Here is a 25,416-nt window from a genome sequence, read left to right on the forward strand (position 1 = left end):
GGTGGGTCGGGGAGGGGAATTTATGTGGGCGGGGCACGGTGGCTGTCGGCTCGCCTACGCGGGCAGCGTCGGACTCGCCGTCTGGGCCGGGCCGCGGGCCAACGCCCACACCCGCTCGGCCAGCCGCTCCGGCTCCGCCGCCCACGTCATCAGCAGCGCCCCCACCGTCGCCGTCTGGATCGCCGACTGGGCCTCCGCGGCGTTGCGGGCGGCGTCACTGAGCCACTGGGGGAGAGAGTGCGTCATCGTCAGCTCCGATGAGGAAAAAGGGGTCAGATCGGCTCGTTCGCGGCGGCGAAGTGTCGCAGGGTCCGAAGCCGACCGCGAAGGAGGTCGCCGGACGGGAGGTAGAGCTTCTGCAAGTAAAAATGGTCGGCGAACCGCTCGCCGCCGTAGTCGCAGACCACGCCGAAGTCGGGGACGTAGCGGGCGTGGCCGAAGTAGTGCGGGGCGACGCCGCCGAGCCACATCCCGAGCAAGAGGGCGTCTTGGTCGGAGAATACGTGCCGGAACCAGTAGTCCGAGTGCTGGCAGACCCACTGGGCGATCGCGAGCGCCTTCCAACAGCGACGGCGGTCGCAGGCGATGAGGCCGGACTGGACCGACTTCGGCACCTCCGGCGGCTCCGGCCACCCGATCGCGGGCCACTTGAGGTTGAAGTGGTTCTCGAACCAGTACGCCAGCGGGGCCGCCGTCAACTCGGCGAAGAGCAGATCGGGGTTCTGGTACAGGGTCAGATCCGAATCGAGCCAGACGAACTCGTCGAGGCGGGTGTGCGTCCAGGCGTAGCTCTTCGACTCCCAGCCACCGGGGCTGACCATCCCCCGCGGCAGCCGCTGATCGCCCACGCGGGCGGCGATCGCGTCCACGTCGCGGAGGGCGACCCCGAACCGCTCCGCCTGCCGCGGCTCTACGACTTCGCACGAGCCTCTGTACCAGCACTCGATCGGGCCGCCGTAGCCGACCTCGCGGAGCTGCGAGCAGAGGGTCAGCGTCATCGGCCAGAGGCGACCCCCGCCGCCGCAGAGGACGCCGCGGCCCTCGCCGCCGGGGTAGGCCCAGTCGCGGTCGGCGAGGGCGAGGAGGGCCGCCTTGTGGGCGTCGCGAACCGCCGGCTGGGTCGCCCACGCCTGCGCGTCGAGGTGGTAGGCCTCGGCGGGGAGGGGGTCGGGGTAGTCGAAGAGGAAGTGGGACACGGGTGGGTCCGGGGGAGGAGTTGGGAGGGCAAAAAGAACGCCCCCGAGCCGCGGCGAAGCAGGGACTTCTCGCGGTCGGGGGCGGAGGCGGCGACGGCCTCTTAGTCGGCGTCTGCGGGGCGATCTCGGCGGCGACGGCGTCTGGGTCGCCCTCGGCTTCGCCGCCGCAGACGGGGCTTATACGCACGTCCAGAGGGGTAATCGCCCCGGCCGCCGAAGGGGGGTAGTCTTCGGATCGGCCGGGGCCGGAGCGCCGGGGGTACGGCCTCTCCGTTTTCGCGGGAGATTAGACGCGGACGCCTTCGCCGTCGGGGTCGAAGTGCGAGAAGCGGCCCGAGCGGGGTCCTAGTCGGCGAGGGCGTCGGCGTCTGAGCGGGAACTGGGAATTCCCGAGGAGGTGTCTTCGGGGGCGTACCCCTCGCGTGCGCGCGTTAGAAGATGAAGTCTAAGAAGCTTCTTAGGTCTAGAGCGACAGCTCTAACCACTCCCACAGAATCACAGTCTCAGACTCGATCACAGTCGGCGAAGTCGTATTCGACGAAGTCGAAGAGTAGAAGAAGACTCAGCTTCAGCAGTGTCTCTATCTCATCTGTTTAGACTGTGGGAGTGGCTGATGGCTGACGCATCTGCGACGCTGACTTAGTCTGGGGATGATCGCGAATTGAACTCGACTCAGACTAATCTCAAGCATCAGAAGAAGAGGAGATTAAGCAGAAGACCCTCTTCTACTCTTAGTTATCACCCTCGGACCCGAGGTAAGTTCGGTCAGTCTCTCGGTTTCCTGTTCGATTTCGTCTCAAAATATTATCCATCATCGAGTTAAGCCTTCTCGAAATACTTTTTTTGGGGTGCCCCTCCCCCCTCGCCGAGTCCTCTCCTGACCCGCCTCGGCGGCGATCGAGCTGAGGCCCGCTCACGGTCTCGCGGCGTCGGTCGTGCCGGCGATCCCCGGCGCGCCCGCGTCGGCGTCGGCGTCGGTGCCGGCGACTTCCGCGGCCGTCTTCGCCCCGGCGGGGACGGGGACGGTCTCGGGCTTGCCGTGCGGGGTGATGATCGCCTTGCCGACGTGGCCGGTCCCTGGCGGGGGCGAGGCGGGTTCGCCGGAGAGGTCTTGGTCGCCGATCTCGTTCGCGGGGGTCATGGGTCGCTCCGGGTGTGAGGTGCCCCAAGTCCCCGCAAGAACGGGGCCGGTTCCCCGCCCCCGGCTACGTCGCCTTCTTCTTCGCGGCGGTCTTCTTCCCCCGCCCGGTCTTCTCTTGCAACTCCTCGATCTTCTCCGACGCCTCCGCCTTCGTCAGCTCCTCGGGGGCGTCTTCCCCTGCCTCGCGGGCCAGGGTGCCCAAGTAGCTCTCCTGCGGTCCGGTCATCGGCTCGTCGCCCGTGACCCAGTCCTCGGGGTCCTTGATCGCCGAGGTATCCGCCTTCGGGTTGTTCTTGCTGCTCATCGTAATCCTCCTCGTCCGCCACCTCGGCGGACTGGATAATTGTTCAGCAATCGGCGTGCCGACGCGGATTCCCCGGCGGCAGCCATCACCTACCCCCGCAGCCGTACCCTGGCGACTGAGGCGTCCGAGTCGAAGGCGTAAAGGCCTCACATGGCATCGTCCTCGGTGACGCATTCACGGTGGTGGGGGCGGCGAAGGGAAGGCGACGGCAGGACCGTCAAAGCCGAACCTTGCCGCACACCTTCTGTATCTCCCCCGGATTGATGTCAGTGGTCGCAGCCGCGAATCTGAGTTAGATAGCTCATACCGCCCTCAATCTCGACTCCCAGCAGGTGTCCCGTGGCGAAGAAGAAACCGATGAAAGCCGCCAAGCAAGCCGCCGCCAATGACGTGCCGGCCGGGGTGGCCACCAAGGTCGAAGAAGCGGCTGCGAAGCCCGCCGAGACGATCAGCAAGGCTGACACCGTTCGGAAGGCGATGGCGGCCGGGAAGGATAACCCGACCGAGGGCTCGATCTACATTCAGGCCGAGTTCGGCTTGGACGTGCCGCCGCAGGTGTTCAGCACCTACAAGACCATCGAGAAGAAGAAGGCCGAGGGAAAACCGGGTCGTGCAGCTAAACCAACCGAGCCGACGGCTGCGCCGAATGCCAAGCCGGTGAAGGGCGACGCGGTCGAGCTGGTCCGCCAGGTCAAGGAACTGGTCGAGACGTATGGCGCGGATGCCGTTCGCGATATGACGCGCGTGTTTGCGGATTGAGGCCGTCAGGTTGCGGCCCCTTCGTCAGCGCACCGACTAGCCACCGGACAAACCCGTACGTCCGGTCGAAGACCTCACGAAAACTCACGCGGCGGACTGGTTGTCGGCTTTCGGATCGGGAATCCGCTCCCACCAGTCGTGCGAACAGGCCCGGCATCGGTACTTCGTGTCGATGTGCTTCGCCCCGTCGGCTTCTACTGTTTTCCGCGCTCGGAACATGTACCCTTTGTGCTGACACTGCGGACAATGGCGGTCGGGGCGCTCGAACGGCGTCATGCGGCGTTTCTCATGTGTTGCAAGTCTGGGAGGTATCGGCAGGCCGGGCGGCGGCCCTTGAGCCGAGCCAGACCTTGAGAACAGAGCATCCCAGTCGCCGACGGCCACCACCTACCATCACAGCCGTCCCCCCTGACCGAGCGAGGGGCGAGGGGTTCGCAGCGGCGACCCCGACCATGCAGCGTTAGCTCGGCTTTACCTCCCATCTGCCCGCCCGATGCTGACCCGCCACTCGCCGCAGTCCAGGGCGTCGCAGTTTGAAAGTTCTCAGCAACCTGATGCCTCACACGAGAACGATTACCTCAGTGTGAAGGTGCGAATAAGGCCGGGACCATTTTCGACAATTTTGTCTTTTTTGAAAAATCTTGCACGTTTCATCGACCGTCGAGCCACTTACACATCCAGTTTTCTTTCTCCCGGCGAGAGTGGATGCACCGTGACCGACCCCGACCTTATTGCCCTTTGTCAATTGGCACAAGCCGCATCGCGTCGCCTTCTGGACGTCTATCGAGGCCTGCCCGGCAGGCCCAGCGCAGCGCTCATGGTCCTGAGAGACGCTCTGGCCACTCTGTCGGCCAATCGGCTGCGGATAAGCGCCGAGGACATTGTCTTCATCGACGCGGCCATGCGGTGCCTGCCCTACCCGGACCACGAAGAAACGACGCCGGACGAAGGGTTGACCCTGTATCTGGTCGTGCGACAATTTGCCGCAATGCTCCCCGACGGCCGTCCCCCGGACTTGCGAACCCTGCCCGGCGAAATTCTTCCACTGGTCGTTCGCCGTTCCCACACCGCAGAGCCAAGCCCGTCGGATGGAGGCCGTGCGTGAGGCCACCTCTCCCCGGCCTGTGGCAACTTCGCGCGTCGGATCCTCGCCCGGACGCCGAACTCGTCCGGTGCGTCGTCGAGTGTCGGGACGATCGCGCGTTCGAATCCCTCGTCGCTCGGCACGCCCCGTCCGTGTGGGCGATCTGTCGCCGCGCACTGCCGAATGTGGCCGACGCCGAGGATGCCTTCCAGGCGACGTTCCTGCTACTCCTCGACTGTGGCCGCCGATTCCGCCGGCCGGCGAGCATCGACCGGTGGTTGTGCGGCGTCGCGGTCCGGGTCGCCCTCAACACGCGCGTCCGGGCGGCCAAGCGGCGACGGCGGGAGGCAGAGGCGGCGAAAAGAAAGCCCCTCGCGTCAGCCCCGCCCGCCGCTAGCGAATTCTGGGAGGCGATCGCCCGCGAGATGGACCACCTGCCCAAGAGCGAGCGGATCGCACTCCTCCTGTGCGGCTTAGACGAGGAACCGCGGCAGGCTGTTGCCGAACGACTCGGCTGGAGCTTGGGCACCCTTTCCGCCCGCCTGAGTCGCGGGCGGAAACGCCTCGCGGCCCGCCTCCGCGAGAAGGGACTTCTTGGGGCCGCGGCTTTGGCCGCGGTCGAGGCGGGCGCGCCCGCCGACCTCGTCGCGGCAACCGTGCGAGCGGGCGAGACGGCCCTTCACTGCGGATCGCACGAGTCCGGGCCGGTCGCCGACGTGATCCGGGCCGTCGCCGGTGGGGCGCGGTGGAGGAGCCTCACCGTAGCGGGAACCTTGTTCGTGGCCGTGGCGGCAACCGTCGGCATTGGTTGGAAGCGAACGGCCGACTCGGACTCGACGCCCACCGGGTCGGACCCGCCCGGCCGTTTTGCCCAGCCCGTCCCGGCCCGAACCCTGGTTTGCCCGCGGGCGGGGCTGCTCCTCCTCCATACGGCCGTCCTCCAGGAGTTGGACTGCGCCCCGGAACAACAGGCCGCGGTGCAGGATTTCGCCGCCGCCCTCTCCCGCGCGGACCCGGTTCGGGACTCCCTCGACGAGAACCCGTCGGGCGACTCGATACCGATGGACCGCGGCGAGTGGCCCGGGGACGTCCACGGGCGCGCCCTTACGACATTCGCCGACACGGTCTTGAGTCCGAGCCAACTCGCTCGCCTCCGGCAATTGGACCTGTGGGTCTTGGGCGCGGGTGCGTTCGCCGAGCCGGATGTGGCGGCCGCCCTGTACTTGACGCGGGAGCAACGGGCGGCCGTGGCCGGTGTCCTCTCCGACCTGCAAGCACCGAAGAGGGTGGCGGGTTCGCCCGATCTCCTCATGCGGGTCGCCTTCGCGGATCCCCGCACGGGGATCGTGTCGTTCCGGCCACCGGGTTACGCCCGCCCCCTGGACCAACGGGCCGCGTACGACCGAGCCGTTGCAGTCCTGTCTCTCACGCAGCGTTGCAAGTGGCAGCAAATGGTCGGTCGCCCGCCACGGCTCGACGTCTACCGTTTTTGGGACGTTCAAGACTTTGAGAAAGGCCGGGGGGGAAAGCTTGCGTACATCTGGTCCGCGAAAGGAGTGACGGTCACGCGGGAGAGTTTACTCGCCCGTCGCATCGACGCGGTGGGCGAGCTGGTCCGCGACGCATTGACGCGCGGGGCACTGTTCTGTCCGCCAACTTCTCTCGGTTCTGCGGCCGAGTCCGTTTGGGCCTGGGGTTTAGCAGAAGTGAAGCCGCCGAGATGATTCGGGTACCCGCCGCCCTCCCCGGGGGCAAGTACGCCACCGCCCGAAGGGGCACCTACCCCCGCAGCCGCGTGGGCGATGAGGTTCTCGGGGGCGACCTCGATCATCACCGCGTAAGATCGGGCCTCCCCGCCACGCGGCAATAACTGGTACAATTCGCGCGCACACCCATCTCCCGAGGGCCACCCCATGACGAACGTGATGATCCACCGCTGTCCGGTCTGTCCACACATCGGCGACCTCTCCGGCGCGGTCGCGGCCAAGTTGCAGGGCGAGGCTGATGCCGTCGTGGAAGTTGTAGACGCTCAAGAGGGCGAGTTCCGCGTGGATGTGGACGACTACACCGTCTACTCGCTCGCGGGGGACGATCTGCCCACCGCCGACGAGGTCGTGGCCGCCGTCCACGAAGGCGAGACGGTCGGCGGATGATAGCTAACCGATAGGAACGAAACCGGCCGGGCTGCGACCACTCGCACCACCCGGCCGGTCCTCTCAGCCCGCGGCCGGGTGATACCGCCGGGTCTCGACCCGTGCAAGACTACGTTGCTCGGTTGCCGCAGACGCAGGCCCCTGTTTACCAGCGTGCCCACTCGCCCGTTACCAGTTCGGCAACGGGCGCGGTCACGTGTTCTTGGTCTTGATGGCTTCAATGAGCGAATCGACCACCTCTTTGCCACCTGGCAGGTCGTGATAGAGGCGGTGTAACTGGGCGACGGCGATGATGGCGTTATCGACGAATTCGTATCGCGTGTTCCTGAAGTGAGTGCCCGCGAACGTCCCGACCGCTTTGCCCGCGTGCTGCAAGATGCCGCCGATGAACTCGCAACCGGCGAACGAGTTGCCATCGGCCCGAACCATGCAGTCGACGAATCGGCAAGCGATGTACTCGTCAGCGGTATTGAAGAGACACTCATTGGTGAACGTGCGTGACTTGAACTTCGCCATCACAACGCTCCATCGAAAATCTTTCAACTATCGCTGATCGTGCAATGGTGTAAGAAACTCGCCTAAAGTAATGACCGCTTGCGCATCCTGCCAGGCCAACCGATGGTGAGCGGGCAAAGTAGTGGCGAGAGGCGGACTCGCTCTACCCGCCGCGTATCTCGCCGTTCCACCGCCGACCTCGCCCGGCCGATCCGCGTGGGGACATCGGCATCCGGACAGCCTACTCACCCGGGGGGACACGGCGGAAGAACTCGCAGAGGCTACCGCCGCCCAGCGCGACCCAGTAGTGGTCGCCGTCGAAGTGGATGTGCTGGAGGCGTTCCTCGCCCGTCAATCCCTCTCGCAACCGGACGACAACGCTCACCGCGTCGCTCGCGACGACCTCGTACCGAACCGCCTGACAGAAGCCGTCCAAGTCGGTGTGGCACGTTCTCCGGTCCCAGCGGATGACCAGTTTCCCGAACAGTCCTTTGAACAGTCGCAAGCTCCGCGGCGAGCACCCGGCCTTCGGCTTGAAGTGTCGGAACGTCCGCCGCCGGTCGGATCGCCACGTGCCGAGGAGGCGGGGATCGACCTTCGGGGCCGGCTTTTTCACGACTGGCTTTCCTTCGGCTGGTAACGTCAGGCTGTCGCGGTGGTCCATCGTCACTTGCCTGCGGTGTAAGACTTGAGGACGGTGGTCACCGTGACCTTGTCCTTGTCCTTCGTCACGACCTTCACTCTGCCCAGGCCCGCCGCGTACCACCGCGTGCAGACGGTGCCCGGGGTCGCCGAGAAGGTTTGAACCACCGGGATCGCCCGGACCTTCCCGAGCGGGGTCTCGACCGTCTCTTCCTTGCCCATTTCGTGGGTGGTGGTCCCGGACCACCGGAGCAATTTCTCCGTCCACGACTCCCCCGCCTTCGCCGGCAACTTCAGGACGGGCCGCGGTTCGTCGAAGTCGGTCCCGCCACCGTTCAGGAGTGCGACGCCGTCCGGGCTGACGAGGTACTCGGTCGTGAGAGTATTCCGATGGGAAGCCTGGAACCACTCGACACGCACCCGGTACCCGCAGTCCGTCTCCGTGACCTTCGTGACCTCGTAGGGCTGATCGTGCTTCACCCCGTCCGCGTCCGTCCGCTCCTCCACCCACTTCGTGCCGACCTTCGTGGGGAAGTACAACTCGGCCTTCTTCTCCCCCTCCTTCGGCGGCGGGGCGGCGACGGTGAACGAGGTGACGGCGAGCAGGACGAGCGTCGCGCGGAGCATGGCGAACCTCGCGTGGGGTGAAGGAGTGGTAGCCTAACGTTACCCGCCGGCCGGGGCGGGGGCAAGGACGATGTGCGGCGGCGGACGAGCGTTTGGCTCGTTGTTTGCAATCTGTGTTTAATCCCCTCACCTTCCCGATCGCCCCCAACGCCGAGGTTGCACCCATGATGCCGGTTCAAGAGCTACTGAACATCGAGCAGCACCTAGAGAGCAAGGGGATTGACCGGAGGTGCAAGGCGTGCGGACACGAGCAGATGAAAGTGTTCGACTACGCCTTCCTCGCCCCGATGCAGGGCACGCAGGCCGTTGCCGATTTCTTCGCGCTCATGTGCCCGCACTGTGCCCACTCCCTGTTCTTCTCGGTCCGCTCCCCGAGCGTGTTGAAGCAGTGGGCCGACAAGGGCGAGACGGTCGAGGGCGGATAGTCACCTTCGGCGGTCTCGGCGCCGACCGCGGCGGCGAAGAAGTATGGCCGCAGAGCGGGCCAAAGCCCCTCCCACAGCCCGCGTCTTAGCCGACCCCGCCAACGCTTAGCAGTACCTTTGCCGCCGTCAGCGTCACCTCCTCGACCCGATCCCCGTCCCCCGCCCCCGTCAGTGCCCTCGCCTCCGCCGCAGAACGGGCGACGACCAAGAAGAGCCGCAGCCGGGCCGGGTCCCCCGCCGTCGTCAACTCCGACGCCTGCTCCTTCGCCGGAGTGGTCGGGGGAGCCGTCGCGGGCGTCGGCTCCGGCTCCTCGATCACCGTCTCCTCCGCCTCCGGCCACGCCGACCAATCCTCGATCGGCGTCTCGGGACGGGTCAACTCATCGGCTTCCGAGTTCTCCTCGCGGGGTATCCACTTCGCCGCCCACGGGAGGCCGACGCGGGCGAGGGCGTCGCGGACCTCGTCGCGGATCGCCGTCAGCTCCGCCTTCTTCGACGCCCACGCCCCCGTGAGCTGCTCGACGACGAGGCGGGAGTCGCCTTCGAAGAGCAGACCCGTCGGGCGAGGCCCCGCCTCGATTTCGCGGACGGCCTCGGCGACGCTTCGCCATTCGGAGACGTTGTTGGTGACGGCGGCGGCGACGGTGTCGCCGGACTTGCGGCGGACGGGTCGGCCGGCGGCGTCGAGGATCAGAAACCCCCACTTCCCAGAGGCGAAAGCGGAGCCATTGTCTGCGCAGCTCCCGTCGAAGCGAATGGTCCAGAAGCCGTCGCGGGGGCGTTGGAAAAGCCGCAGGGCGGGGTGGGCGAGGCCCTTGTCGCCTCTGGCGGCGGGGGCGGGGAAGCGGGGCATAGAAGACTCCGGTGAAGAAGAGGAAGAAGGGGGCGGCGAGGCCGCCCCGAGTCGAGACGGGTCAGGCGAGGACGGGTTCTTCGAGAACAGTGTCGGCTTCGGCGGGGGCGGGGAAGAGGGCGGCGGCGAGGCGGGCGCGGGCGGTCTCTAAGTGGCGGACCGTCTCCTCCGTCCACTCCGCGTCGGAGATGGCGTAGGTGCCGGCGAACTCGCCCAAGTCGGCGAGGGCCTGGGAGGCGCGGTTCGAGAGGGGGGAATCGACGCCGTTGAGAAACGAGACGCTCATCGGAACTCCTTCGGGGGCCGAGCGGCGAAGTGCCGCAGGGGGCGAAGGAGATCATAGAGTTACTTTGGTAACTCATCAAGGAAAAAGTCACCTAATCGTTCAGGTCGTCTCAAACCGCTTTCTCATCCAATCCGTCAAGTTCTTAACTCCCGCCAAATCTTTGACGAGATCGTTGATGCGGAACAGTTCGTTGAAGTCCGCGTTCAGGGCAACGACGAGGCGAACCGCGTTCACGAGGGTGGGGGTCTTGGTCGTATTGAGGTAGGAGTGAAGCGTTCCGAAAGCGATGTCCGCCCTGTCCGCGAGTTCCTTCTCGGTTAGGGCCTCCTCGATCATCTTTGTCCGAACCCACTCACCGAAGGATGGGAGAACGCCTTCGAGTTGTGCTTTCGCCTTCCGAACCGACGAACCCTCATCGAGCGAGCCGATCAACACTCCCGCCTTCGTCAGCGCCTTGCCGACTTGTTCGAGCAGCTCGTGCCCGGTGCCGAGCATCTCCAACGCCCGCTTCTTCGCGTCCTTCGCCATCGCCGTCTCCTCTTTGGCTCGGCGGAGTCTAGTCTGATCCCGCCGCCGCGTCAGCCCCAGCTCCCTCTGGGAATTCGCCCCCGTCCGCGACGGCTTCTCGGCGGCGACGGCGAACCGTCGCCGCCGCGATCTCGGAGGGGAGGGTTCGGCGACGAAGAGGGGTCGTAGGGCCTGCTGCTCCGCGTCGCGGTGGGCGACCCCGACCCAACGCGGCCCACCGGCTCGCCACTCCCACAGACGCACCGACGCCGCCCGCGTCGGTCCCGCGTCCCCGCCTCCGTCTATTCCGCGAAATCTCGGCGGATTCCTCTTGATGTGCAATTGTTCAGATCCGGGAGGCTTTGCCCACCGAATCAGATTTGCCCACGGAATGCACGGTCTGCCCACCGAATCGCCGATCTACTTGTTTGGCTTGAGGAGGCGACTCACGCCCGGATGAGACTTGCCAGCGTCCAGACGATGTACGCCGTCGTGCCACCACCGACCAAGAGTGCGATCAGCCCGCACACCCGGTCCCCCCACCAGCCCGAACGTACCGCACGAAGTCCGCACCCCACGCTCAGTGCGAGTAGGACGTACTTCGGAACGTAGTACTCGGAATACGGCCACCAGTTAATCGGAGTCAGGAGGGGGCCGAGTGCCGCCACCCCACCGAGTAGGACGAGGGCTAGAGGTCCGCATCCGACCCCCGCGACGGGAGGCGAAGGAGACATCGCGGCAGGAGTAGTTTCCGCCATCGGTAGAAGTCCGCTGCGGTTCAATTACTTGTTCCGCCCGCCATCTTCCCGCGCCGCGGCCGGCGGTGCAACGGGGTGAGTTCGCCGTTCGCGGCGGGACGCCCTCGCCGCCCTCGCTCCTACTCCGCCCCGCCCGCGGCGGCTTCGCCGCCGCCGCCTACTTTATCTCCGTCGCCCCCTCCGACGCCTACGCGGGCGTAGGAGTCAAAGAAGAGTAGCCGTAGGCGAGGAGACGGAGTTTCCGCGGAGTGGTGTCTGTGACGGGTCGTTGACCCCGTCGGGGATGGCGATTAGCCTTGTGGGATACGGGGCCGCTTGGTGCTACACGGGATTGGTCTGAAGCGCGTTCGGCGGCGGAGGGAGTTTTGGAAGGCATCGGCCCAATCGAAGGCGAAGAACAGCTCGTCGCCGTCTTCGGCTACTGGCCCACGTTCCACGACGCCGAGGTCCTGTGGCTGCGGCTCGATCGGCGCTCGGGGGGCGAGGCGAGCTACGGCCCGACCCTCGAAGCCCTCGTTCACGCATTCGAGATGACAGACGAAGTCGGCCCCGATGGGTATTACGGCCAGCGGTTTCACGTGCTGGTGCATCTCCAATTCCGGGAAGTCGTCAAGTTGCGGCTGGATGGCTTCAACCACCAGAACGCTCTCCATGGACTGGACTTCACCGACCTGCGGGACCGGCAGATGGAGCGGGTGAAGTGGGCGGTGCGGTTCAACTCGGCGTTCGGGGTGGATGCATCTTTCGAGTGTTTCGCCGTGGAGGTCCTAAGTGTGGTCCCGTGTGGTAACGCCGGAGAGGCAATCAACGCCGAACCGCCTGCTTCGAACCTCGACCGCGCGTAGGCTTCCCCCTGTCTTGCCTGATGATCTCGGTCAGCGTTAGAGTCGCATCTGAAGATGAGAAGGCGACGGCGTGGGCGGTGGCTCGGGGGTTGACCCGCGGGCGGCGATGGGGTCGAATGGGCAGTGTTCGCCTGCGCGGGTGGCGGAGGGCTTCGGGCAGTGTCGTGGTATCTGACCATTCGCGGCGGCCCCGACTACTCGCGGTTCGCGGCGACGGCCCCGCTGGTCGAGTTCTTGGCCGCGATGCCCGAACTGCGGCAGACCGGGCCGAGGGACTTCCAAGCCGCCGACGGGCAGCCGTGGGTGGTAGTGATAATGGCCGCGTGCAACCCGGCCGGCGGCTACGCCATCGACGGCGAGTTCTTGCCGCGGATCAACGTTGTCGAACTGGTCTGCTCGGATTCTGGCGATCCCGCGTGGTACGACGCCCTGGCCGGTCGGATCGCGGAGTTCCTCGAATGGTCGGCGTTCGAGGGGGAGCGGCAGGCGTGGCCGTCGCTGATGACCGAGGCGGAGTGGGCGGCGGCGACGGAGCCGAAGCTGATGCTGGAGTGGCGGCATTCGAGGGAGACGGCGTCCGAGCGGAAGCTGCGGCTGTTCGCCGCAGCGGCTTTCGGTCGGCTCCTCCGCCTACTGCCTGACCCCCGGCAGCGGCGGGGCGTCGAGGTATTGGAGCAAGTCGCAGAGGGGGTCGTTCTCCGGTCCGCGTGTCGGGGCGTGACGGCGGAAGTTCGGCAAGCGATCCCACGGGAAGATCGAGCCTCAGACACTCTCTCCGGCGACGACCCGCACTACATCGCCCTGATGCTGTACCGGGAGTTCTGCTCGTCCTCGATGGCGATCCACGCCGTTCATGCGACGGCAGGACTGGCGGACGGGGGCAATGAGCAACAAGCCCAGAGCCAGCTCCTCCGCTGCGTCTTTAACCCCTTCGCTCCCACGTTCGACCCCCGCTGGCTCACCGCCACCGCCCGCTCCCTCGCCGAATCCGCCTACGAAGCCCGAGCCTGGGACCGTCTCCCCATCTTAGCCGACGCCCTCGAAGACGCCGGCTGCGAAGACGAAGCCGTTCTGAGTCACCTCCGCGGTCCCGGTCCGCACGCTCGCGGCTGCTGGGTCTTAGACCTCGTCCTCGGCAAATCCTAGACCGCGACGGCGTGGGCGATGAGACGGCGAGGGAACGGGGTTCCCTCGCCCCCTCCCTCTTCGTCTGGGTCGGCGTCGCGGTCAGGGTGGCCGACGGAGACCCGGAAACGACGAAAGCCCCCTCTGGGAATGGTCCCAGAGGGGGCTTCTTCTCATCCGCCTCCTGCGTCTCCGTCACCGTCGCGGCGGCCGGCCCCGCCCACAGGCACGACCGACGGCTACGGAGATTGAGCGGAGGGGGAGTGTACGGTAGAACACTTCATCCCCTCACTCGGCGAAGGAGAAGGCGATGACGACGACACTCTTGATGATCCCCGTGACCTCCGTCGGGTTCGGCACCGGGACCGTGTCGGTCCGCGATGCGAAGACCGGCTTGGAGCTGACACTGAATGGGGCGGGGGCGGTTCTGCGGCGAGGGGTGGTCTACCTCCCTGCGGAGTCGCTGGGGACGGAGGGCCTCTCCCACCTCGTCCGGTTCGCGGACGGCGTGGTCGCCTGGGTCGCCGTCGGCGAGGGGGTCGAAGAGGGCGTCGGGTGCGCGGGGTGTGCGGCGTAACGTGACGATAGATTCGGTTGCGAGTTGCGACGTAAACGAAGGAAGCCGACCACTTCGAGAGCCAGTGAGCGTGCATCCGGCTGGCGAGTGATCGGCTACCTTCTGACAAAAGTGGAGCAAATTGTCTGCCAATCGACGGCGGCCGATCACGCTGCTCATTCGTTGTCGCTCCCGGCGAATTCACCTCAGTTGCGCACGGCTGTTCCCCATCTTGAGCACCGAAGTTCTCAATCCCGGAGCCATCAACTCACTTATCTCTTGCCGGAGTCGTAACTTTCTCACCCATGCACGAAGGATGTTAACTTTCGGGAGCTGGCACACTCCTTGCATCATTCTCCATCACTGGCGGGATGAAAAAGTGAGAGGTTGAGTGGGCGACAACCTCTTGCAGTTCATCCCGCCATTTTCGTTTTTCCACTCACGCCTCACTCCAAGTCGAACGCCAAACAAGACGTTGTCGCCCCTGCTCCGGCTACGCCATCGGCTCCCACTTCTCCGCCCCCTCCCAAGTGACTCTTCGGAACCCCACCGCGAACACCGTCGCATTCTCTATCGCCGTCGCCTTCGGCGGCTGGGTCGAGTATCTCACTCCTTCTTTCCCATCGACGCTATCACCGGCGGGAGCTTCGGCGGCGTCGGCGTCGGCGTCGGTGTGTCTGTGGGAGTGGCGGCCGGGGGCCTTCGGCTGGGGCGAGGCTGCTTCCCCCGGACGAGATCAATCACCCGCTGCCGAAACGCCGCCTTCACCTTCTGAGGCTGAGTCATCTCGCGGAGGTCGTCGAGGTGCGGACGGAGAGAGGGCGGGAGAGTAGAAGGGACGGCGTCGCGGAGGGCGGCGGCGTAGCGGCGGGGGTCGTGGCTCATCAGAGTCTCGGGAAGGGAGAGGGAACCCCCGCCGACGGGGTCGGCGGGGGCGGAGAAGAGGGTTCAGCGACCCCGTCTAGGGTGCGATAAAATCGCGATAGGCGAGGGCGTCGGCGGGTCGCACTGGGTCTAAGACGAGAGGAGATCGCGAGGTAGGATCGAGCTGGGGGCCGCTGCTGGGTCTTCAGATGGGACTAATTCGCCAGGGGCGAAGGGGGAGTCGATTTCAACTCGAAAAGGGGAGGCGAGGGCGACTCATTCTAGTCGCCGTCTTAGACTCAGACGAGACCTAAGTCTAATTAGCACTAAGTAAGTAGTCTTTATCGTCTTTCTCGAAATAGCCCCTGACCCCGTCGGCGAGGAGAGGGGATGGCGAGGGCGGGCGGCCCGCCCCTGAGTCTCCGGCGGGGTCGGCGAAGAGGCGGCGGCGGGGTGTCCCCGCCCCCTGGGTCGCCGTCTGAGTCTGGGTCGAGGCGAGGCCCGAGGGGTGCCACTCCCACAAACGCAGCGGGGGCGACCGAGACGGCGTCAGAGTAGGGGGGAGATTCGGCGGGGCCTCCCCGCCAGCTCCTTCTGAGAAGCCTTCGTGGGCGTCGGCTTCTTCGGGGAGTGGGAGTAGGAGCGGGGCGGGGACCCCGTCCCCGCCCGGGTCTCGTAGGGTGCTGGGTGGTTGATCTGGTGCTGGGGAAGGAGTAGGCGATGGCGGGGAGGATACCTCGCCCCGCTTCAACGGGTGTCGAGTGGGCAATGGCGACTGGATCGCGCACTCACGTAGGCCGCTTCGAAAAGGGCGGCCCCCAGGCCGACGCCCCCGATCAGCACGCCGAACAGTCGCACCGACGCCTCGGCCTGGGCGTCTTCCCGATCTCGTAGCCGTACCCACTCGGCGCGATCTTCTGCCGGCACCGCTTGGAGGAGACGCTCGCGGTCCCGGGCCTCGCGGTTGACCGCCGCGGCGGATGGGACGGTCTGGAGGGCGATGCCCGCGAGGAAGAAGCAGGAGGTGAGGATCAGACGGGCGTAGCTGTACACGGTGCGCATTCGGCGAGTTCTCAAGGCGGAGTCAATCCCTGACGGCGGGGGAACTGGCCCAGCCTATTCTCCCTTGCCGACTCGGTCAACGACTTCGCCGCGGCGATGCCTCTTCTCTCATCTCGACTTCATCGCGGGCGATGAGGAGATGGCGAAGCCGAGGTAGCAGGGGCCGAGGAGAGGTTCGCAGCTCCGTCGAAGACGCAGTCGCCGAGCGACAGCGGCCATCACCCCCACAAAGCGAGACGGCGTAGAAGATCGAGAGGGGACGGCGGGGAGAGGGAGTCGCGGCCCCGCCGGGGGCGAATCGGGCGATGACGAGGAAGAGGAGTAGGCAACGGGTAGGGGAGGGTTCGTCGCTGTCGTAGTTGCCACCCCTCAGAGAAGCCTTCGCCTGTGAGGAGTTTCAGAGGGCGAAGGGCCGATTCCGCTTGCAACTGTCGTAGTAACTGTCGTAGTATCTTTCTCGATCCGCGGGGAACCTACGCCCGCGATCCGACGGCGACGCAGAAGGAGAAGGCGACGGAGGGGAGGGAACCTCCTACGATTCACAGCGGACCTGGACAACTTCCTCGGCGACCGCCTCGGCGAAGGCCGCTAAAAATGGCGAACGAGCCGATCCGAATGACCCACGGGACAACCCGTGGGTTTTTCCGTTCTTCCGACCCGTCCATACGATAACGGGTAGAGTTTCTGCGCCGCCCGACCTCCATCGCGATTCCCAATGCAAAACAACGGCCTTTCGAACATCGTGCGATTCCTGGTGGTGATGGCCGCGTTCATGGCCGCGTGGTACTACCTCTACCCGAAGCGCAACCAGCAACCGGACGAGGCCGACGCCCCGAAGTTGCCGAACATCACTCGCGAACAGGCGGCCGCCGTCGCCAGCCCGGCCATCCTCGGCGGCAAGCCGTTCAACGACCTCCTGCCCGGCCGTTTGCCGAAGCCCGTCGAGCCGCCGAAGCCCGCCGTGGCCGCACCGTCCGCCCCGACCGAACCGCAGGCGTTCATCGCTCTTGGCGACGATTCTTTCGCGTTGAAGGTGCTGCTGACGAACCACGGGGCCGGCGTTCAGCAGTTGATTCTGACGAAGTTCGAAGAGGCGAACCGCCGGGGCACCAAGGTCATCGACGACAAGGGAAAGGCCCGGCCGTTGTTCCTGATCCCCGGCCTCGTTCGCACTCAGTTCTTGTACATCGCCGACGATAGCGAACCGTTCGAATTGCCGTCGAACCTGACCGCCGCCGACTTCGCCGCTGGGAAGAAGCCCGGCAAGTTGCCCGCGACCGACCGCCTGTCGGCCCCGTCGTACACGCTGCTGCACTACCCCGCCAAGGACGACCCGCTGCGGCCGGTGGACAAGGACGGCAAGATCCGGCCCGAGGACGACCGCATCCCGTTGGCGACGCTGGCCGAGCGAGACTGGAAAATCGCGTCGGTGAAGCAACCGGCCGACGGGCCGTGGGAGGTCGTCTTCGAGACGGATCTGCCGGCACCGTACTACCTGAAGCTCCGCAAGACGTTCAGCCTGGACCGCACGGACTACGACTTCAAGATGAAGGTGGACATCGTCGGCGCGGAAGGCCGGCTGAAGGGGGCGGGCAAGTTCCGCTACCAGATCGCCGGGGCGGTCGGGATGCCGATCGAAGGCGAGTGGTACACCACGTCCTTCCGCACGGCGTACACCGGCTGGCTGGACGGCAACGGCACGCCGCGGCGCGAGATCGACGACGCCAGCAACATCCACTACCGGCACGGCGGCGACGTTCTGGAGAAGCCCGGACGGTTCACCTTCGCCGCCGAGGGCACGCAGTACTTCGCCTCGGCCCTCGCGATCGACGACGATGTGACGGTCAACGACCAGCCGTGGGAGTACGTCCGGCCCACGCGCGAACTCCACCCCGACACGAACGAATCGCCCGAGAAACAGCGGCAGTCTTACGAGCAGGAACGGTACTTCTTGTTCGACATCACGACGCGGGCAGTAACGAAGGTGTTCGACCCCGCGAAGGACGAGCAACTCTCGCACGCCTACGCCGTCTACAACGGGCCGATGAAGGTCCGCCTGCTGTCGCAGTTGAAGGGCGACCGCGCCGTGCCGCAGGAAACGGTGGACCGGTACGTTTCGAAGTACCACCTCGACACACTCACCGATTACCACTCGCCGACGTGGTTCGGCCGACGGCTGGACGGCATCGGTTGGACGAGCCTGATTATCTTCACCACGAACACGATGCACTGGCTGCTCGGCGTGCTGCACGGCCTCGTCGGCAGTTGGGGCTTCGCGATCATGCTGGTGACGGTCTGCGTGCGGCTCTGCCTGTTCATCCCGAGCCGTCGGCAGCAGACGATCAACGCGCACATGTCGGCCCGCATCCTGGCCCTGAAGCCGCAACTCGACAAGTTGCAAGAGAAGTACAAGGACGACTTCTTGGCCCATGCGCAGGCGAAGAAACAACTGTTCGCTCAGGCCGGCATCAACCAGTTCTCGCAGATGGGCGGGTGCGTCCTACTGTTGCTCCAGATGCCGATCTTGATGGGCTTGTACTTCTGCCTGCAAGAGAGCGTCTTCTTCCGGCTGGAGCCGTTCTTGTGGTTCCCGAACTTGGCTGCCCCGGACATGACGATCCCGTGGACCGAGTCGATTCCGATGGTGAGCACGCCGTGGTCGCGGTTCGGGTCGCTGAATTTCCTGTACCTGGGGCCGTTCTTCAACATCCTGCCGCTGTTCGCCGTCGTGCTCTTCTACGTCCAGCAGCGGCTCACAATGCCGCCGCCGACGGACGACATCCAGGCGCAACAGCAGCAGATCATGAAGTACATGCTGGTCTTCACGGCCCTGTTCTTCTTCAAGGTCGCGGCCGGGCTGTGCGTTTACTTCATCGTCGGCGGCCTGTGGGCGATCCTGGAACGCCGCCTGGTGCCGAAGCCGGACATCACGAAGGCCCAGGCCGTCGCGGTCGGGGCGCACGTCGAGAAAGCGCTGCCCGGTCGGGACCGCGACAGTGGCGGGAACGGCACGGACGAACCGAAAACGCAGGACGCCAAGCCGGCCGGTTTCTGGGGCCGGATGAAGGTCGCGCTGGAGGAAGCCCAGCGGCAGGCGGAAACGCAGCGACAAATCCGCAACGATAAGCCGAACGGGGCGGGCGGTGAGGCCCAACCCCCACGGGCGTCGGCCGCCGAGCGGGCCCAGGAGCGGAAGAACAAGAAAAAGCGGAAGTAACCCGACGGAGAGGGATCATGGCGGCGAAGAAGATTCTGATGCTGGTCGGCGACTTCGTGGAAGACTACGAGGCGATGGTGCCGTTCCAGGCGCTGGCGATGGTCGGGCACACGGTCCACGCCGTCTGCCCCGGCAAGAAGGCCGGCGACAAGGTGCGGACAGCCGTCCACGATTTCGAGGGTGACCAGACGTACAGCGAGAAGCCCGGCCACAACTTCGCGCTGAACGCGACGTTCGCCGAGATCGACCCGGCGAAGTACGACGCCCTCGTGATCCCCGGCGGCCGCGCACCGGAGTACCTGCGGCTGAACCTGAAGGTGTTGGAGTTGGTGAGCGATTTCTTCCGCGAGAACAAGCCGGTCGCGGCAGTCTGCCACGGCCCGCAAATTCTCGCCGCCGCCGGCGTGCTGAAGGGTCGGACGTGCAGCGCCTACCCGGCCGTCGGCCCCGACGTGGCCGCGTGCGGCGGCGTCTTCCGGGAGGTGCCGATGGACGGCGTCCACGTGGACGGCAACCTCGTCACCGCCCCCGCGTGGCCCGCTCACCCCGCATGGCTACGAGCGTTCCTCGAAGTGCTGGGGTCAAAGGTCGAGGCGTAAGTTGAGAGAGAAAGGCGAGCGGCCCGGCGTGAGCGGGCCGTGTCTGAAAGTATCAGACACGGCCCGCTCACGCCGGGCCGCTCGCCTTCACTGAACATCACGCGATGCGCGGGAACAGCGGCGTTGGCTTCCCGTCCACCAATTCGGCCGTCACCCGCAAGTCGTCGGGCTGGGCCTTCAGTTCGGCCGCATCGGCATACCGCACCTGCTCCCACGGCGTGGAGAAGTTGAAGCTCTTGTAGATCGCCTCCGCACTTCGCGGGATGAACGGCTTCAGCAGGATGCTCGCGATCCGCAGCGCCTCGACGACGTTGTGCAGGATCAGCGACGCGGCCGCCGGATCGTCCTTCACCACCTTCCACGGTTCCTTGTCGCCGATGTACTTATTCACCGGGTAGAGCAACTGCGTCATCAAGGCTTGCAACGCTTGGCTGTACTCGCACGCCTCGACGCGGGCACGCACCTCGGCCACTAACTTCGCCGCGTCGAATTCGCCCGCTACGGCCTCCGGGGTTCGGCCCGCGGTGCCGGGCAGCATCCCGCCGAGGCTCTTGAACGGGATCGTCAGCGTGCGGCTGCGAAGGTTGCCGAGCGTGTTGGCGAGGTCGTTGTTGAACACCTTGATGAACTGGTCCGGGTCGATCTGTCCGTCACTGGGGTACGGGCACTCGCGGAGGAAGTAGTACCGGAACGCCTCGGCACTGAACTTCTTGATGATCTCCATCGGTTCGAGGAGGTAGTCTAGCCCCTTTTTTTTCAACTCTTCCAGCCGCGACTTGCTGATCTTGTCGCCCTGGAAGTATACGAAGCCGTGGCTGAACACCTGCTTCGGCACCTCCTCGCCCGCCGCCCACAGCATCGCCGGCCAGATGTGCGTGTGGAACCGCGTGATGTCCTTGCCGATGAAGTGGACGTCGGCCGGCCAGTTCTTGCGGAACAGGGCTTCGTCGTCGCCGTAGCCGATGCCGGTGACGTACGTCAGCAGCGCGTCGAACCAGACGTAGATTGTGAAGTCCGGGTCGAACGGCAGGCGGATGCCCCACTCCTCGCCGTGCCGGGAGATGTTCAGGTCTTGCAGCCCTTCGGCTTCGATGAAGCCGATCATCTCGTTGCGGCGGCTCTCCGGTTGCACGAAGTTCGGGTTCTCTTTCAACAACGCCAGTAGTCGGTCCTGGAACGCGGACAACTTAAAAAACCAGCACGGCTCCTCTCGCCAGACGAGTGGCCGCTTGTGGTTCGGGCACAGGCCGGCATTCTCGGCGTGGACCTTGTTGCTCTTGAACTCCTCGCAGCCGGGGCAGAACCAGCCCTTGTAGAGGCCCTTGTAGATGTGGCCGTTGTCGTACACCTTTTGGATGAACTTTCGACAACAAGCCTTGTGCCGCTCGTGGCTGGTCTGGATGAACGTGTCGTAGCTGATGTCGAGCGCGTCCCACACTTCACGGAACTGCCGGGCCATCTCGTCGCAGTACGCCTGCGGCTCCTGACAGAGTTCCTTCGCCCGGTCGGCGACCTTCAGCGTGTTCTCGTCGTTGCCCATCAGGAAGAACACGTCGTAGCCTTCCATCCGGCGGTACCGCGCCTGCACGTCGGCCCCCAACTTCTCGAAGGCCGTGCCGATGTGCGGCCGGCTGTTCGGATAGTCGATGGCGGTCGTCTGGAACCACTTCGGCTTCGTCGTCATGTCCGCTCCGGGAAGAGTGTCGTACCGTCGTTTTAGGAGACGGGAAGATGGCATTCGAGGTTCAGCGGCGACCCGATGGGTCGCTCGCCAACCGTGGGGATTGTGTTGTGGGGGATTGTCAGCCGAGAACGACCTTCTCGCCCGGTTCGGGCACTTTCACGTCGTCGAAGCCGATCGCCCGTAGGTTGTCGGCCATCGCGTCGGCTTGCTCGTGTTCGCCGTGAATGAGGCGGACCTTGCCCACCTTCCCGGCCAGCGGCTTCAGGTACGCCAGAAAGTCGTCCTTGTCGGCGTGGCCGCTGAAGCCGTTCAGGTGGACCACGTCGATCCACTTGTTCCACTCGCGGCCCTGGAAGCGGATCGTCGGCTTATTTTCCGTCAGCCGGCGGCCGGTCGTGCCGTGGGCTTGATAGCTAACGAGGGCCACGGTGCAGCGGGGGTCATCGACGTTTTGTTTCAAGTGTGCAACGATCCGCCCGGCGTCGCACATGCCGGCCGACGCGATCACGATGTACGGCCCTGGCCGTGTGATGAGACGGTTGCTCTCCTCGAACTCGCGGACGTACCGGACGCCGTCGCCGCCGAGGATGCCGTGGCCCTCCTTCACGGCCTCGGCCACGTCCGCGGACAGGCTGTTCGGGTGCGAGCGGTACACGTCCACGATGTCCGCCGCGAGCGGGCTGTCCACGTAGATCGGGACTTCGGGGAAGCGGTCTTCTCGCAAGCCCTTCTGGAGAAGGTGGACGATCAACTGCGTGCGGCCGAGGGCGAACGCCGGGATGAGCACCTTGCCGCCGCGGGCGATGGTGGACTGTACCACGGCGTACAACTTCTCGACCGTCACAGCCATCGGTTCGTGGATGCGGTTGCCGTAGGTGCTCTCGCTCACCAACACGTCGGCGGGCGGCAGGTCGTGGGCCGGCTTCAAGATCGGGCTGTTCCGCCGGCCGAGGTCGCCGGTGAAGGTCAGACGCCGCTCGCGGCCCTCGTGGTCGACGCGGATGTGGACGGCCGCCGAGCCGAGGATGTGCCCGGCCTCGTAGAATCGCAACCTCACGTTGCGGCCGAGGTCGAGTTCCTTGCCGAACGGCACGGCGACGAGCTGATCGAACACCCGGAACACGTCCGCCTGCGTGTACAGCGGCTGTACCCACGGCTCGGCGTAATTGCGGGCGATGTTGATGTGGGCCGCGTCTTCCTCTTGAATCTTCGCCGAGTCGCGGAGCATCACTCGCAGCAGGTCTCGCGTCGGCGGCGTGCAGTAGATCGGCCCGGTATACCCGCGACGGGTGAGCGTCGGCAGGTTGCCGCAGTGGTCGATGTGGGCGTGGCTGACGATCACCGCGTCGAGTTGATCGGGGTGGAACGGGAAGTGGTTGTTCCGCTCGCGGGCCTCCTCACGCTTGCCCTGGTGCAGCCCGCAGTCGAGGAGGATTTGTTGGTTGGCGGCTTCGAGCAGGTGCATCGACCCGCTGACCGAAGCGGCAGCTCCCCAGAACGTCAGTGTCGGCTCGTGGCTCCCGGCGGGAGTGGGTTTGTTGGAATTCATCTCTCCATTGTAGGGGGCGAGGTCCGGCGGACGGGATGATTGTCTTCTTCCACCAGACCCGTACCTCATTCCCCATCCCCTCCCTTTCAAGGACGCCTCTCATGAAAGCCACACGGCGAGAATTCCTCGCGGCCACGGCCGTCACACTCGGAACCCTGCCGCACCTGCGTGCGGCCGACACCGAGCGCAAGAAGTTGGTGCTGATCGCCGGTACGCCGAGTCACGGGCCGGGCGACCACGAGTTCAACGCTGGCGTGCGCCTGTTGGCGAAGTGCCTGGAAGGCGTGAAGGAACTCGAAGTCGTCACCGTCTTGAACGGCTACCCGAAGGACGAGAAGGTCTTCGACGGGGCGGCCGGCATACTGTGCTACGCCGACGGTGGCGGCGGGCACCCGCTCATCCGCGACAAGCGGCTGGCGTTCATCGACGGCCTGATGAAGAAGGGCGTCGGCCTGATGTGCGGGCACTTCGGCGTGGAAGTGCCGAAGGACATCGGGGCGAAGGAAATGCGCGAGTGGATCGGCGGCTGCTACGAGCACGAGTTCTCGTGCAACCCGATGTGGTCGCCGGAGTTCAAGACGTTCCCCGACCACCCGATCAGCCGCGGCGTGAAGCCGTTCAGCGTGCGGGATGAGTGGTACTTCAACATGCGGTTCCGCGAGGGCATGAAGGGCGTCACCCCGATCCTGACGGCCGTGCCGCTGGACACGGTCCGTGACGGCCCCTACGTCTACCCGAAGGGGCCGTACAAGCACATCCAGGAGGCGAAGGGGAAGAACCAGGCCGAGACGATGATGTGGGCGGCCGACCGGCCCGACGGCGGTCGCGGCGTCGGCTTCAGTGGCGGCCACGTTCACCGCAACTGGGGCAACGAAAGCTTCCGCAAGGTGGTGCTGAACGCGCTGCTGTGGATCTGCAAAGTCGAGGTGCCGAAGGACGGCGTCGAATCGAAGGTGACGGAAGACGACTTGAAAGCGAACCTGGACCCGAAGGGGAAGAAGTAGGAGACAGCAGGCGTATCGCGTGCGACCCGATGGGCCGCACGCGGACTCGGGTCTTACTCCGGGAGCTTCTTGAACTCGCGGATGAAGTCGTCGGGCTTGAACATCGCGAACAGCGACAGTCTCGCCTTCAGTTTCGACTCGATTGGAACCGGCAACTTGTCCGGCGTCGAGAACGGTTCCGAGCGAACTTGCGTAATGATGACCCTCCCCAGGCTCGCGAGTTGATCCTGGGGAGGCGTGGACTTCAAATCGTTTCTCAACCCCAAGCTCGCCCACGTGAGGGCCATGACCGCTTCCGGGGCCCCGGTCCACTTGTCGGACGTGGCGGCGGTGTTGATGATCTTCAGTAGCTCCTTGGCCTGGCTGGGCGGGTAGATCGGCTTGTCGGTGACGGTTTGCAACTGCAAGTAGTCGTTACACCACTTCCGGGTTGCGGCTGCCGCCGTCATCACTTGAGCAGGGTCGCCGAGTTGGCGGGCGATCGCCGCCTTCCGCAGTGTGGGCCACGTGCCTTTGTACGAATCTGCCCAGGTCTTGAGTTCGGGAACGGATGACCCGCCCAGGTGTTGGGCGAGGGCTTCCGGCACCGCGCCGTTCCAAACCTTCAACGGCACTCGTCCCGGTGCGCCCTCGTACCCCCGCTTTTGGCGGGCACTCGGGTACGAAAGGTCGTGGTGGCACGAGTAGCAGTCGAACCGGGCGTAATCGAACCCGGACGCGCTGTGCTTGGCCGCGTCTGCGAGCAGAGCCGCCTCGGCTTCCATGGCGGCCACGGCCCCGGCGGCCAAATGCCGGGCGAGGTACGATTCTTTCTCCGCCGGGAAGTAGCGGAACGTCTTCCACGTCGCCGCTTCGTCGGACTTCGTCTGCTCCGCGAACTGCTTGAAGTACGGGAGTTCGCTCGGGTAGCCCCAGTGCTTCGGCTCGGAAGCCATGTAATTCGTGATCTCGAACGGCGGAATCGGCGGGTGGCCGGCGGCGTACATGTCGTGCGTGATGACCTTGCCCTCGTCGGGATTGCCGACGTGGCACGAGACGCACAACTTCGCCTTCACCGCCGGGTTCCGCAGATCGGCCATCCCCTTGTCGAACTTGAACTGGGGTTCCTTCTCCCGCCAGCGGGTTGCCGGGGGGTCGGTGTGTTCGCCTTGCCAGGCGTTCCCCATGCCGTGACAAACGGTACAGTTCACGCCGCCGTCTTCGCGGGCGAAATCATCCGGCTTCTTGTCCGCGAGGGGTTTGTTTGGGGTCTTGTCCGCCGAGTGGCAGGTGAGGCACTGGGGAGCTTCGGTTACTTTGTACCCGAGGCGTTCGCTCATTTGCTTGCCAATCGGGCCGTCGAGATTGGCGAACGCGATGGAATGGACGTCGCTCTTGAACCAGGTGGAACTCTCGTTGTGCAGGATGAACTCGTTGGACTTGAGTGCCCGCCCGCCGGGGGTGTTCGGTTGCTTGTACTCCGTGTGGCACGTGTCGCACTTGGTCACGGACGTACTGATCTCGCCCGGGTTCTTCGGGGCCGGTTGGCCGGGCAACCGCACGGGGGCGTACGTGGTCGCCCCTTCCGGTGCTTGCCCCCGGGCCACCCCTGCGGCCAATGCCGTGGTGGCGAACATGATGCCAAGCAGCCGTGGCCAGAAGTCTTGGCGGGTCTGGGTCGCCATCATCGCCCCTTCGCGTC

28 protein-coding genes are annotated in these 25,416 nt (G+C 65.5%); 11 read left to right on the forward strand and 17 right to left on the reverse strand.

Annotated elements, in window-relative coordinates; all coding sequences use genetic code 11:
* Positions 1–54: 54 nt before the first annotated feature.
* The 4 genes from PX52LOC_RS19080 to PX52LOC_RS19095 form a co-directional block, all read right to left on the reverse strand.
* Positions 55–246 (reverse strand): hypothetical protein, encoded by a 192-nt coding sequence (locus PX52LOC_RS19080; RefSeq protein ID WP_149111587.1) that lies wholly within the window; start codon positions 244–246, stop codon positions 55–57.
* Between the two features lie 26 nt (positions 247–272).
* Positions 273–1,196 (reverse strand): hypothetical protein, encoded by a 924-nt coding sequence (locus PX52LOC_RS19085; protein WP_149111588.1) that lies wholly within the window; start codon positions 1,194–1,196, stop codon positions 273–275.
* Positions 1,197–2,109: 913 nt separating this feature from the next.
* Complete coding sequence (locus PX52LOC_RS19090) at positions 2,110–2,337, reverse strand: hypothetical protein (RefSeq protein WP_149111589.1); 228 nt, start codon at positions 2,335–2,337, stop codon at positions 2,110–2,112.
* A 64-nt stretch (positions 2,338–2,401) separates the two neighbouring features.
* The gene (locus tag PX52LOC_RS19095) at positions 2,402–2,641 is read right to left on the reverse strand and encodes a DUF3072 domain-containing protein (RefSeq protein WP_149111590.1); all 240 of its coding nucleotides are present in this window, start codon (positions 2,639–2,641) and stop codon (positions 2,402–2,404) included.
* 339 nt (positions 2,642–2,980) lie between these two features.
* On the opposite strand from PX52LOC_RS19095, the gene PX52LOC_RS19100 reads away from it, so the two are divergent.
* Entirely contained in the window at positions 2,981–3,400 is a 420-nt protein-coding gene (locus PX52LOC_RS19100) for a hypothetical protein (protein WP_149111591.1), read from the forward strand.
* An 84-nt stretch (positions 3,401–3,484) separates the two neighbouring features.
* Here PX52LOC_RS19100 and PX52LOC_RS19105 read toward each other — a convergent pair whose 3' ends face one another.
* On the reverse strand, positions 3,485–3,676 hold the full coding sequence (locus tag PX52LOC_RS19105) for a hypothetical protein (protein ID WP_149111592.1): 192 nt from the start codon (positions 3,674–3,676) through the stop codon (positions 3,485–3,487).
* Between the two features lie 217 nt (positions 3,677–3,893).
* Between PX52LOC_RS19105 and PX52LOC_RS40705 the strand changes: the two genes are divergently transcribed.
* From PX52LOC_RS40705 to PX52LOC_RS19115, 3 genes are all read left to right on the forward strand, one after another.
* The gene (locus PX52LOC_RS40705) at positions 3,894–4,505 is read left to right on the forward strand and encodes a hypothetical protein (protein WP_168219094.1); all 612 of its coding nucleotides are present in this window, start codon (positions 3,894–3,896) and stop codon (positions 4,503–4,505) included.
* Positions 4,502–6,208 carry an RNA polymerase sigma factor gene (locus PX52LOC_RS19110; protein WP_168219095.1) on the forward strand — a complete coding sequence of 569 codons (1,707 nt, stop codon included), beginning with the start codon at positions 4,502–4,504 and terminating at the stop codon, positions 6,206–6,208. The genes PX52LOC_RS40705 and PX52LOC_RS19110 overlap by 4 nt, the downstream gene beginning before the upstream one ends.
* 189 nt (positions 6,209–6,397) lie before the next feature.
* Positions 6,398–6,637 (forward strand): hypothetical protein, encoded by a 240-nt coding sequence (locus PX52LOC_RS19115; protein ID WP_149111594.1) that lies wholly within the window; start codon positions 6,398–6,400, stop codon positions 6,635–6,637.
* Between the two features lie 192 nt (positions 6,638–6,829).
* On the opposite strand, the gene PX52LOC_RS19120 is transcribed toward PX52LOC_RS19115, so the two are convergent.
* The 3 genes from PX52LOC_RS19120 to PX52LOC_RS19130 all read right to left on the reverse strand — a co-directional run bounded on the left by PX52LOC_RS19120 (position 6,830) and on the right by PX52LOC_RS19130 (position 8,401).
* On the reverse strand, positions 6,830–7,153 hold the full coding sequence (locus tag PX52LOC_RS19120; protein WP_149111595.1) for a hypothetical protein: 324 nt from the start codon (positions 7,151–7,153) through the stop codon (positions 6,830–6,832).
* A 220-nt stretch (positions 7,154–7,373) separates the two neighbouring features.
* The gene (locus tag PX52LOC_RS19125; protein ID WP_149111596.1) at positions 7,374–7,796 is read right to left on the reverse strand and encodes a hypothetical protein; all 423 of its coding nucleotides are present in this window, start codon (positions 7,794–7,796) and stop codon (positions 7,374–7,376) included.
* A 2-nt stretch (positions 7,797–7,798) separates the two neighbouring features.
* Positions 7,799–8,401: a hypothetical protein gene (locus PX52LOC_RS19130; RefSeq protein WP_149111597.1), complete on the reverse strand. Its 603-nt coding sequence runs from the start codon at positions 8,399–8,401 to the stop codon at positions 7,799–7,801.
* A gap of 164 nt (positions 8,402–8,565) precedes the next feature.
* On the opposite strand from PX52LOC_RS19130, the gene PX52LOC_RS19135 reads away from it, so the two are divergent.
* Positions 8,566–8,826, forward strand: coding sequence for a hypothetical protein (locus tag PX52LOC_RS19135; protein ID WP_149111598.1), 261 nt, complete (start codon positions 8,566–8,568; stop codon positions 8,824–8,826).
* Between the two features lie 85 nt (positions 8,827–8,911).
* Here the strand turns inward: PX52LOC_RS19135 and PX52LOC_RS43360 are convergent, their stop codons facing one another.
* The 4 genes from PX52LOC_RS43360 to PX52LOC_RS19155 all read right to left on the reverse strand — a co-directional run bounded on the left by PX52LOC_RS43360 (position 8,912) and on the right by PX52LOC_RS19155 (position 11,140).
* A complete protein-coding gene (locus PX52LOC_RS43360; protein ID WP_149111599.1) occupies positions 8,912–9,679 on the reverse strand; it encodes a reverse transcriptase-like protein in 768 nt (255 codons plus the stop codon).
* Positions 9,680–9,740: 61 nt separating this feature from the next.
* Positions 9,741–9,965: a hypothetical protein gene (locus tag PX52LOC_RS19145; protein WP_149111600.1), complete on the reverse strand. Its 225-nt coding sequence runs from the start codon at positions 9,963–9,965 to the stop codon at positions 9,741–9,743.
* Between the two features lie 99 nt (positions 9,966–10,064).
* On the reverse strand, positions 10,065–10,493 hold the full coding sequence (locus PX52LOC_RS19150) for a helix-turn-helix domain-containing protein (RefSeq protein WP_149111601.1): 429 nt from the start codon (positions 10,491–10,493) through the stop codon (positions 10,065–10,067).
* A gap of 425 nt (positions 10,494–10,918) precedes the next feature.
* Positions 10,919–11,140: a hypothetical protein gene (locus PX52LOC_RS19155; protein ID WP_149111602.1), complete on the reverse strand. Its 222-nt coding sequence runs from the start codon at positions 11,138–11,140 to the stop codon at positions 10,919–10,921.
* Between the two features lie 455 nt (positions 11,141–11,595).
* On the opposite strand from PX52LOC_RS19155, the gene PX52LOC_RS19160 reads away from it, so the two are divergent.
* The 3 genes from PX52LOC_RS19160 to PX52LOC_RS19170 all read left to right on the forward strand — a co-directional run bounded on the left by PX52LOC_RS19160 (position 11,596) and on the right by PX52LOC_RS19170 (position 13,777).
* The gene (locus tag PX52LOC_RS19160) at positions 11,596–12,075 is read left to right on the forward strand and encodes an Imm50 family immunity protein (protein ID WP_168219096.1); all 480 of its coding nucleotides are present in this window, start codon (positions 11,596–11,598) and stop codon (positions 12,073–12,075) included.
* 159 nt (positions 12,076–12,234) lie between these two features.
* On the forward strand, positions 12,235–13,221 hold the full coding sequence (locus PX52LOC_RS42650) for a hypothetical protein (protein ID WP_246173765.1): 987 nt from the start codon (positions 12,235–12,237) through the stop codon (positions 13,219–13,221).
* A gap of 289 nt (positions 13,222–13,510) precedes the next feature.
* Positions 13,511–13,777 (forward strand): hypothetical protein, encoded by a 267-nt coding sequence (locus PX52LOC_RS19170; RefSeq protein ID WP_149111604.1) that lies wholly within the window; start codon positions 13,511–13,513, stop codon positions 13,775–13,777.
* 585 nt (positions 13,778–14,362) lie between these two features.
* Here PX52LOC_RS19170 and PX52LOC_RS19175 read toward each other — a convergent pair.
* Together PX52LOC_RS19175 and PX52LOC_RS19180 are read right to left on the reverse strand one after the other, a co-directional pair.
* The gene (locus PX52LOC_RS19175; protein WP_149111605.1) at positions 14,363–14,641 is read right to left on the reverse strand and encodes a hypothetical protein; all 279 of its coding nucleotides are present in this window, start codon (positions 14,639–14,641) and stop codon (positions 14,363–14,365) included.
* 726 nt (positions 14,642–15,367) lie between these two features.
* Positions 15,368–15,682, reverse strand: a complete 315-nt coding sequence (locus PX52LOC_RS19180) for a hypothetical protein (RefSeq protein ID WP_149111606.1) — start codon at positions 15,680–15,682, stop codon at positions 15,368–15,370.
* A gap of 715 nt (positions 15,683–16,397) precedes the next feature.
* Here PX52LOC_RS19180 and yidC point away from each other — a divergent pair.
* Together yidC and PX52LOC_RS19190 are read left to right on the forward strand one after the other, a co-directional pair.
* Complete coding sequence (gene yidC, locus PX52LOC_RS19185) at positions 16,398–18,899, forward strand: membrane protein insertase YidC (RefSeq protein ID WP_149111607.1); 2,502 nt, start codon at positions 16,398–16,400, stop codon at positions 18,897–18,899.
* Positions 18,900–18,916: 17 nt separating this feature from the next.
* Positions 18,917–19,498 carry a DJ-1/PfpI family protein gene (locus PX52LOC_RS19190; protein WP_149111608.1) on the forward strand — a complete coding sequence of 194 codons (582 nt, stop codon included), beginning with the start codon at positions 18,917–18,919 and terminating at the stop codon, positions 19,496–19,498.
* A 97-nt stretch (positions 19,499–19,595) separates the two neighbouring features.
* On the opposite strand, the gene metG is transcribed toward PX52LOC_RS19190, so the two are convergent.
* Together metG and PX52LOC_RS19200 are read right to left on the reverse strand one after the other, a co-directional pair.
* Positions 19,596–21,182, reverse strand: a complete 1,587-nt coding sequence (metG, locus tag PX52LOC_RS19195; protein ID WP_149111609.1) for a methionine--tRNA ligase — start codon at positions 21,180–21,182, stop codon at positions 19,596–19,598.
* A 118-nt stretch (positions 21,183–21,300) separates the two neighbouring features.
* The gene (locus PX52LOC_RS19200; protein WP_149111610.1) at positions 21,301–22,731 is read right to left on the reverse strand and encodes an MBL fold metallo-hydrolase; all 1,431 of its coding nucleotides are present in this window, start codon (positions 22,729–22,731) and stop codon (positions 21,301–21,303) included.
* Between the two features lie 101 nt (positions 22,732–22,832).
* Here PX52LOC_RS19200 and PX52LOC_RS19205 point away from each other — a divergent pair, with 101 nt between their 5' ends.
* Entirely contained in the window at positions 22,833–23,735 is a 903-nt protein-coding gene (locus PX52LOC_RS19205) for a ThuA domain-containing protein (protein WP_149111611.1), read from the forward strand.
* 53 nt (positions 23,736–23,788) lie between these two features.
* Here PX52LOC_RS19205 and PX52LOC_RS19210 read toward each other — a convergent pair whose 3' ends face one another.
* Positions 23,789–25,402, reverse strand: coding sequence for a multiheme c-type cytochrome (locus PX52LOC_RS19210; RefSeq protein ID WP_149111612.1), 1,614 nt, complete (start codon positions 25,400–25,402; stop codon positions 23,789–23,791).
* Positions 25,403–25,416: the final 14 nt, after the last annotated feature.

The organism is Limnoglobus roseus, from assembly GCF_008254045.1.
Taxonomy (GTDB): domain Bacteria; phylum Planctomycetota; class Planctomycetia; order Gemmatales; family Gemmataceae; genus Limnoglobus; species Limnoglobus roseus.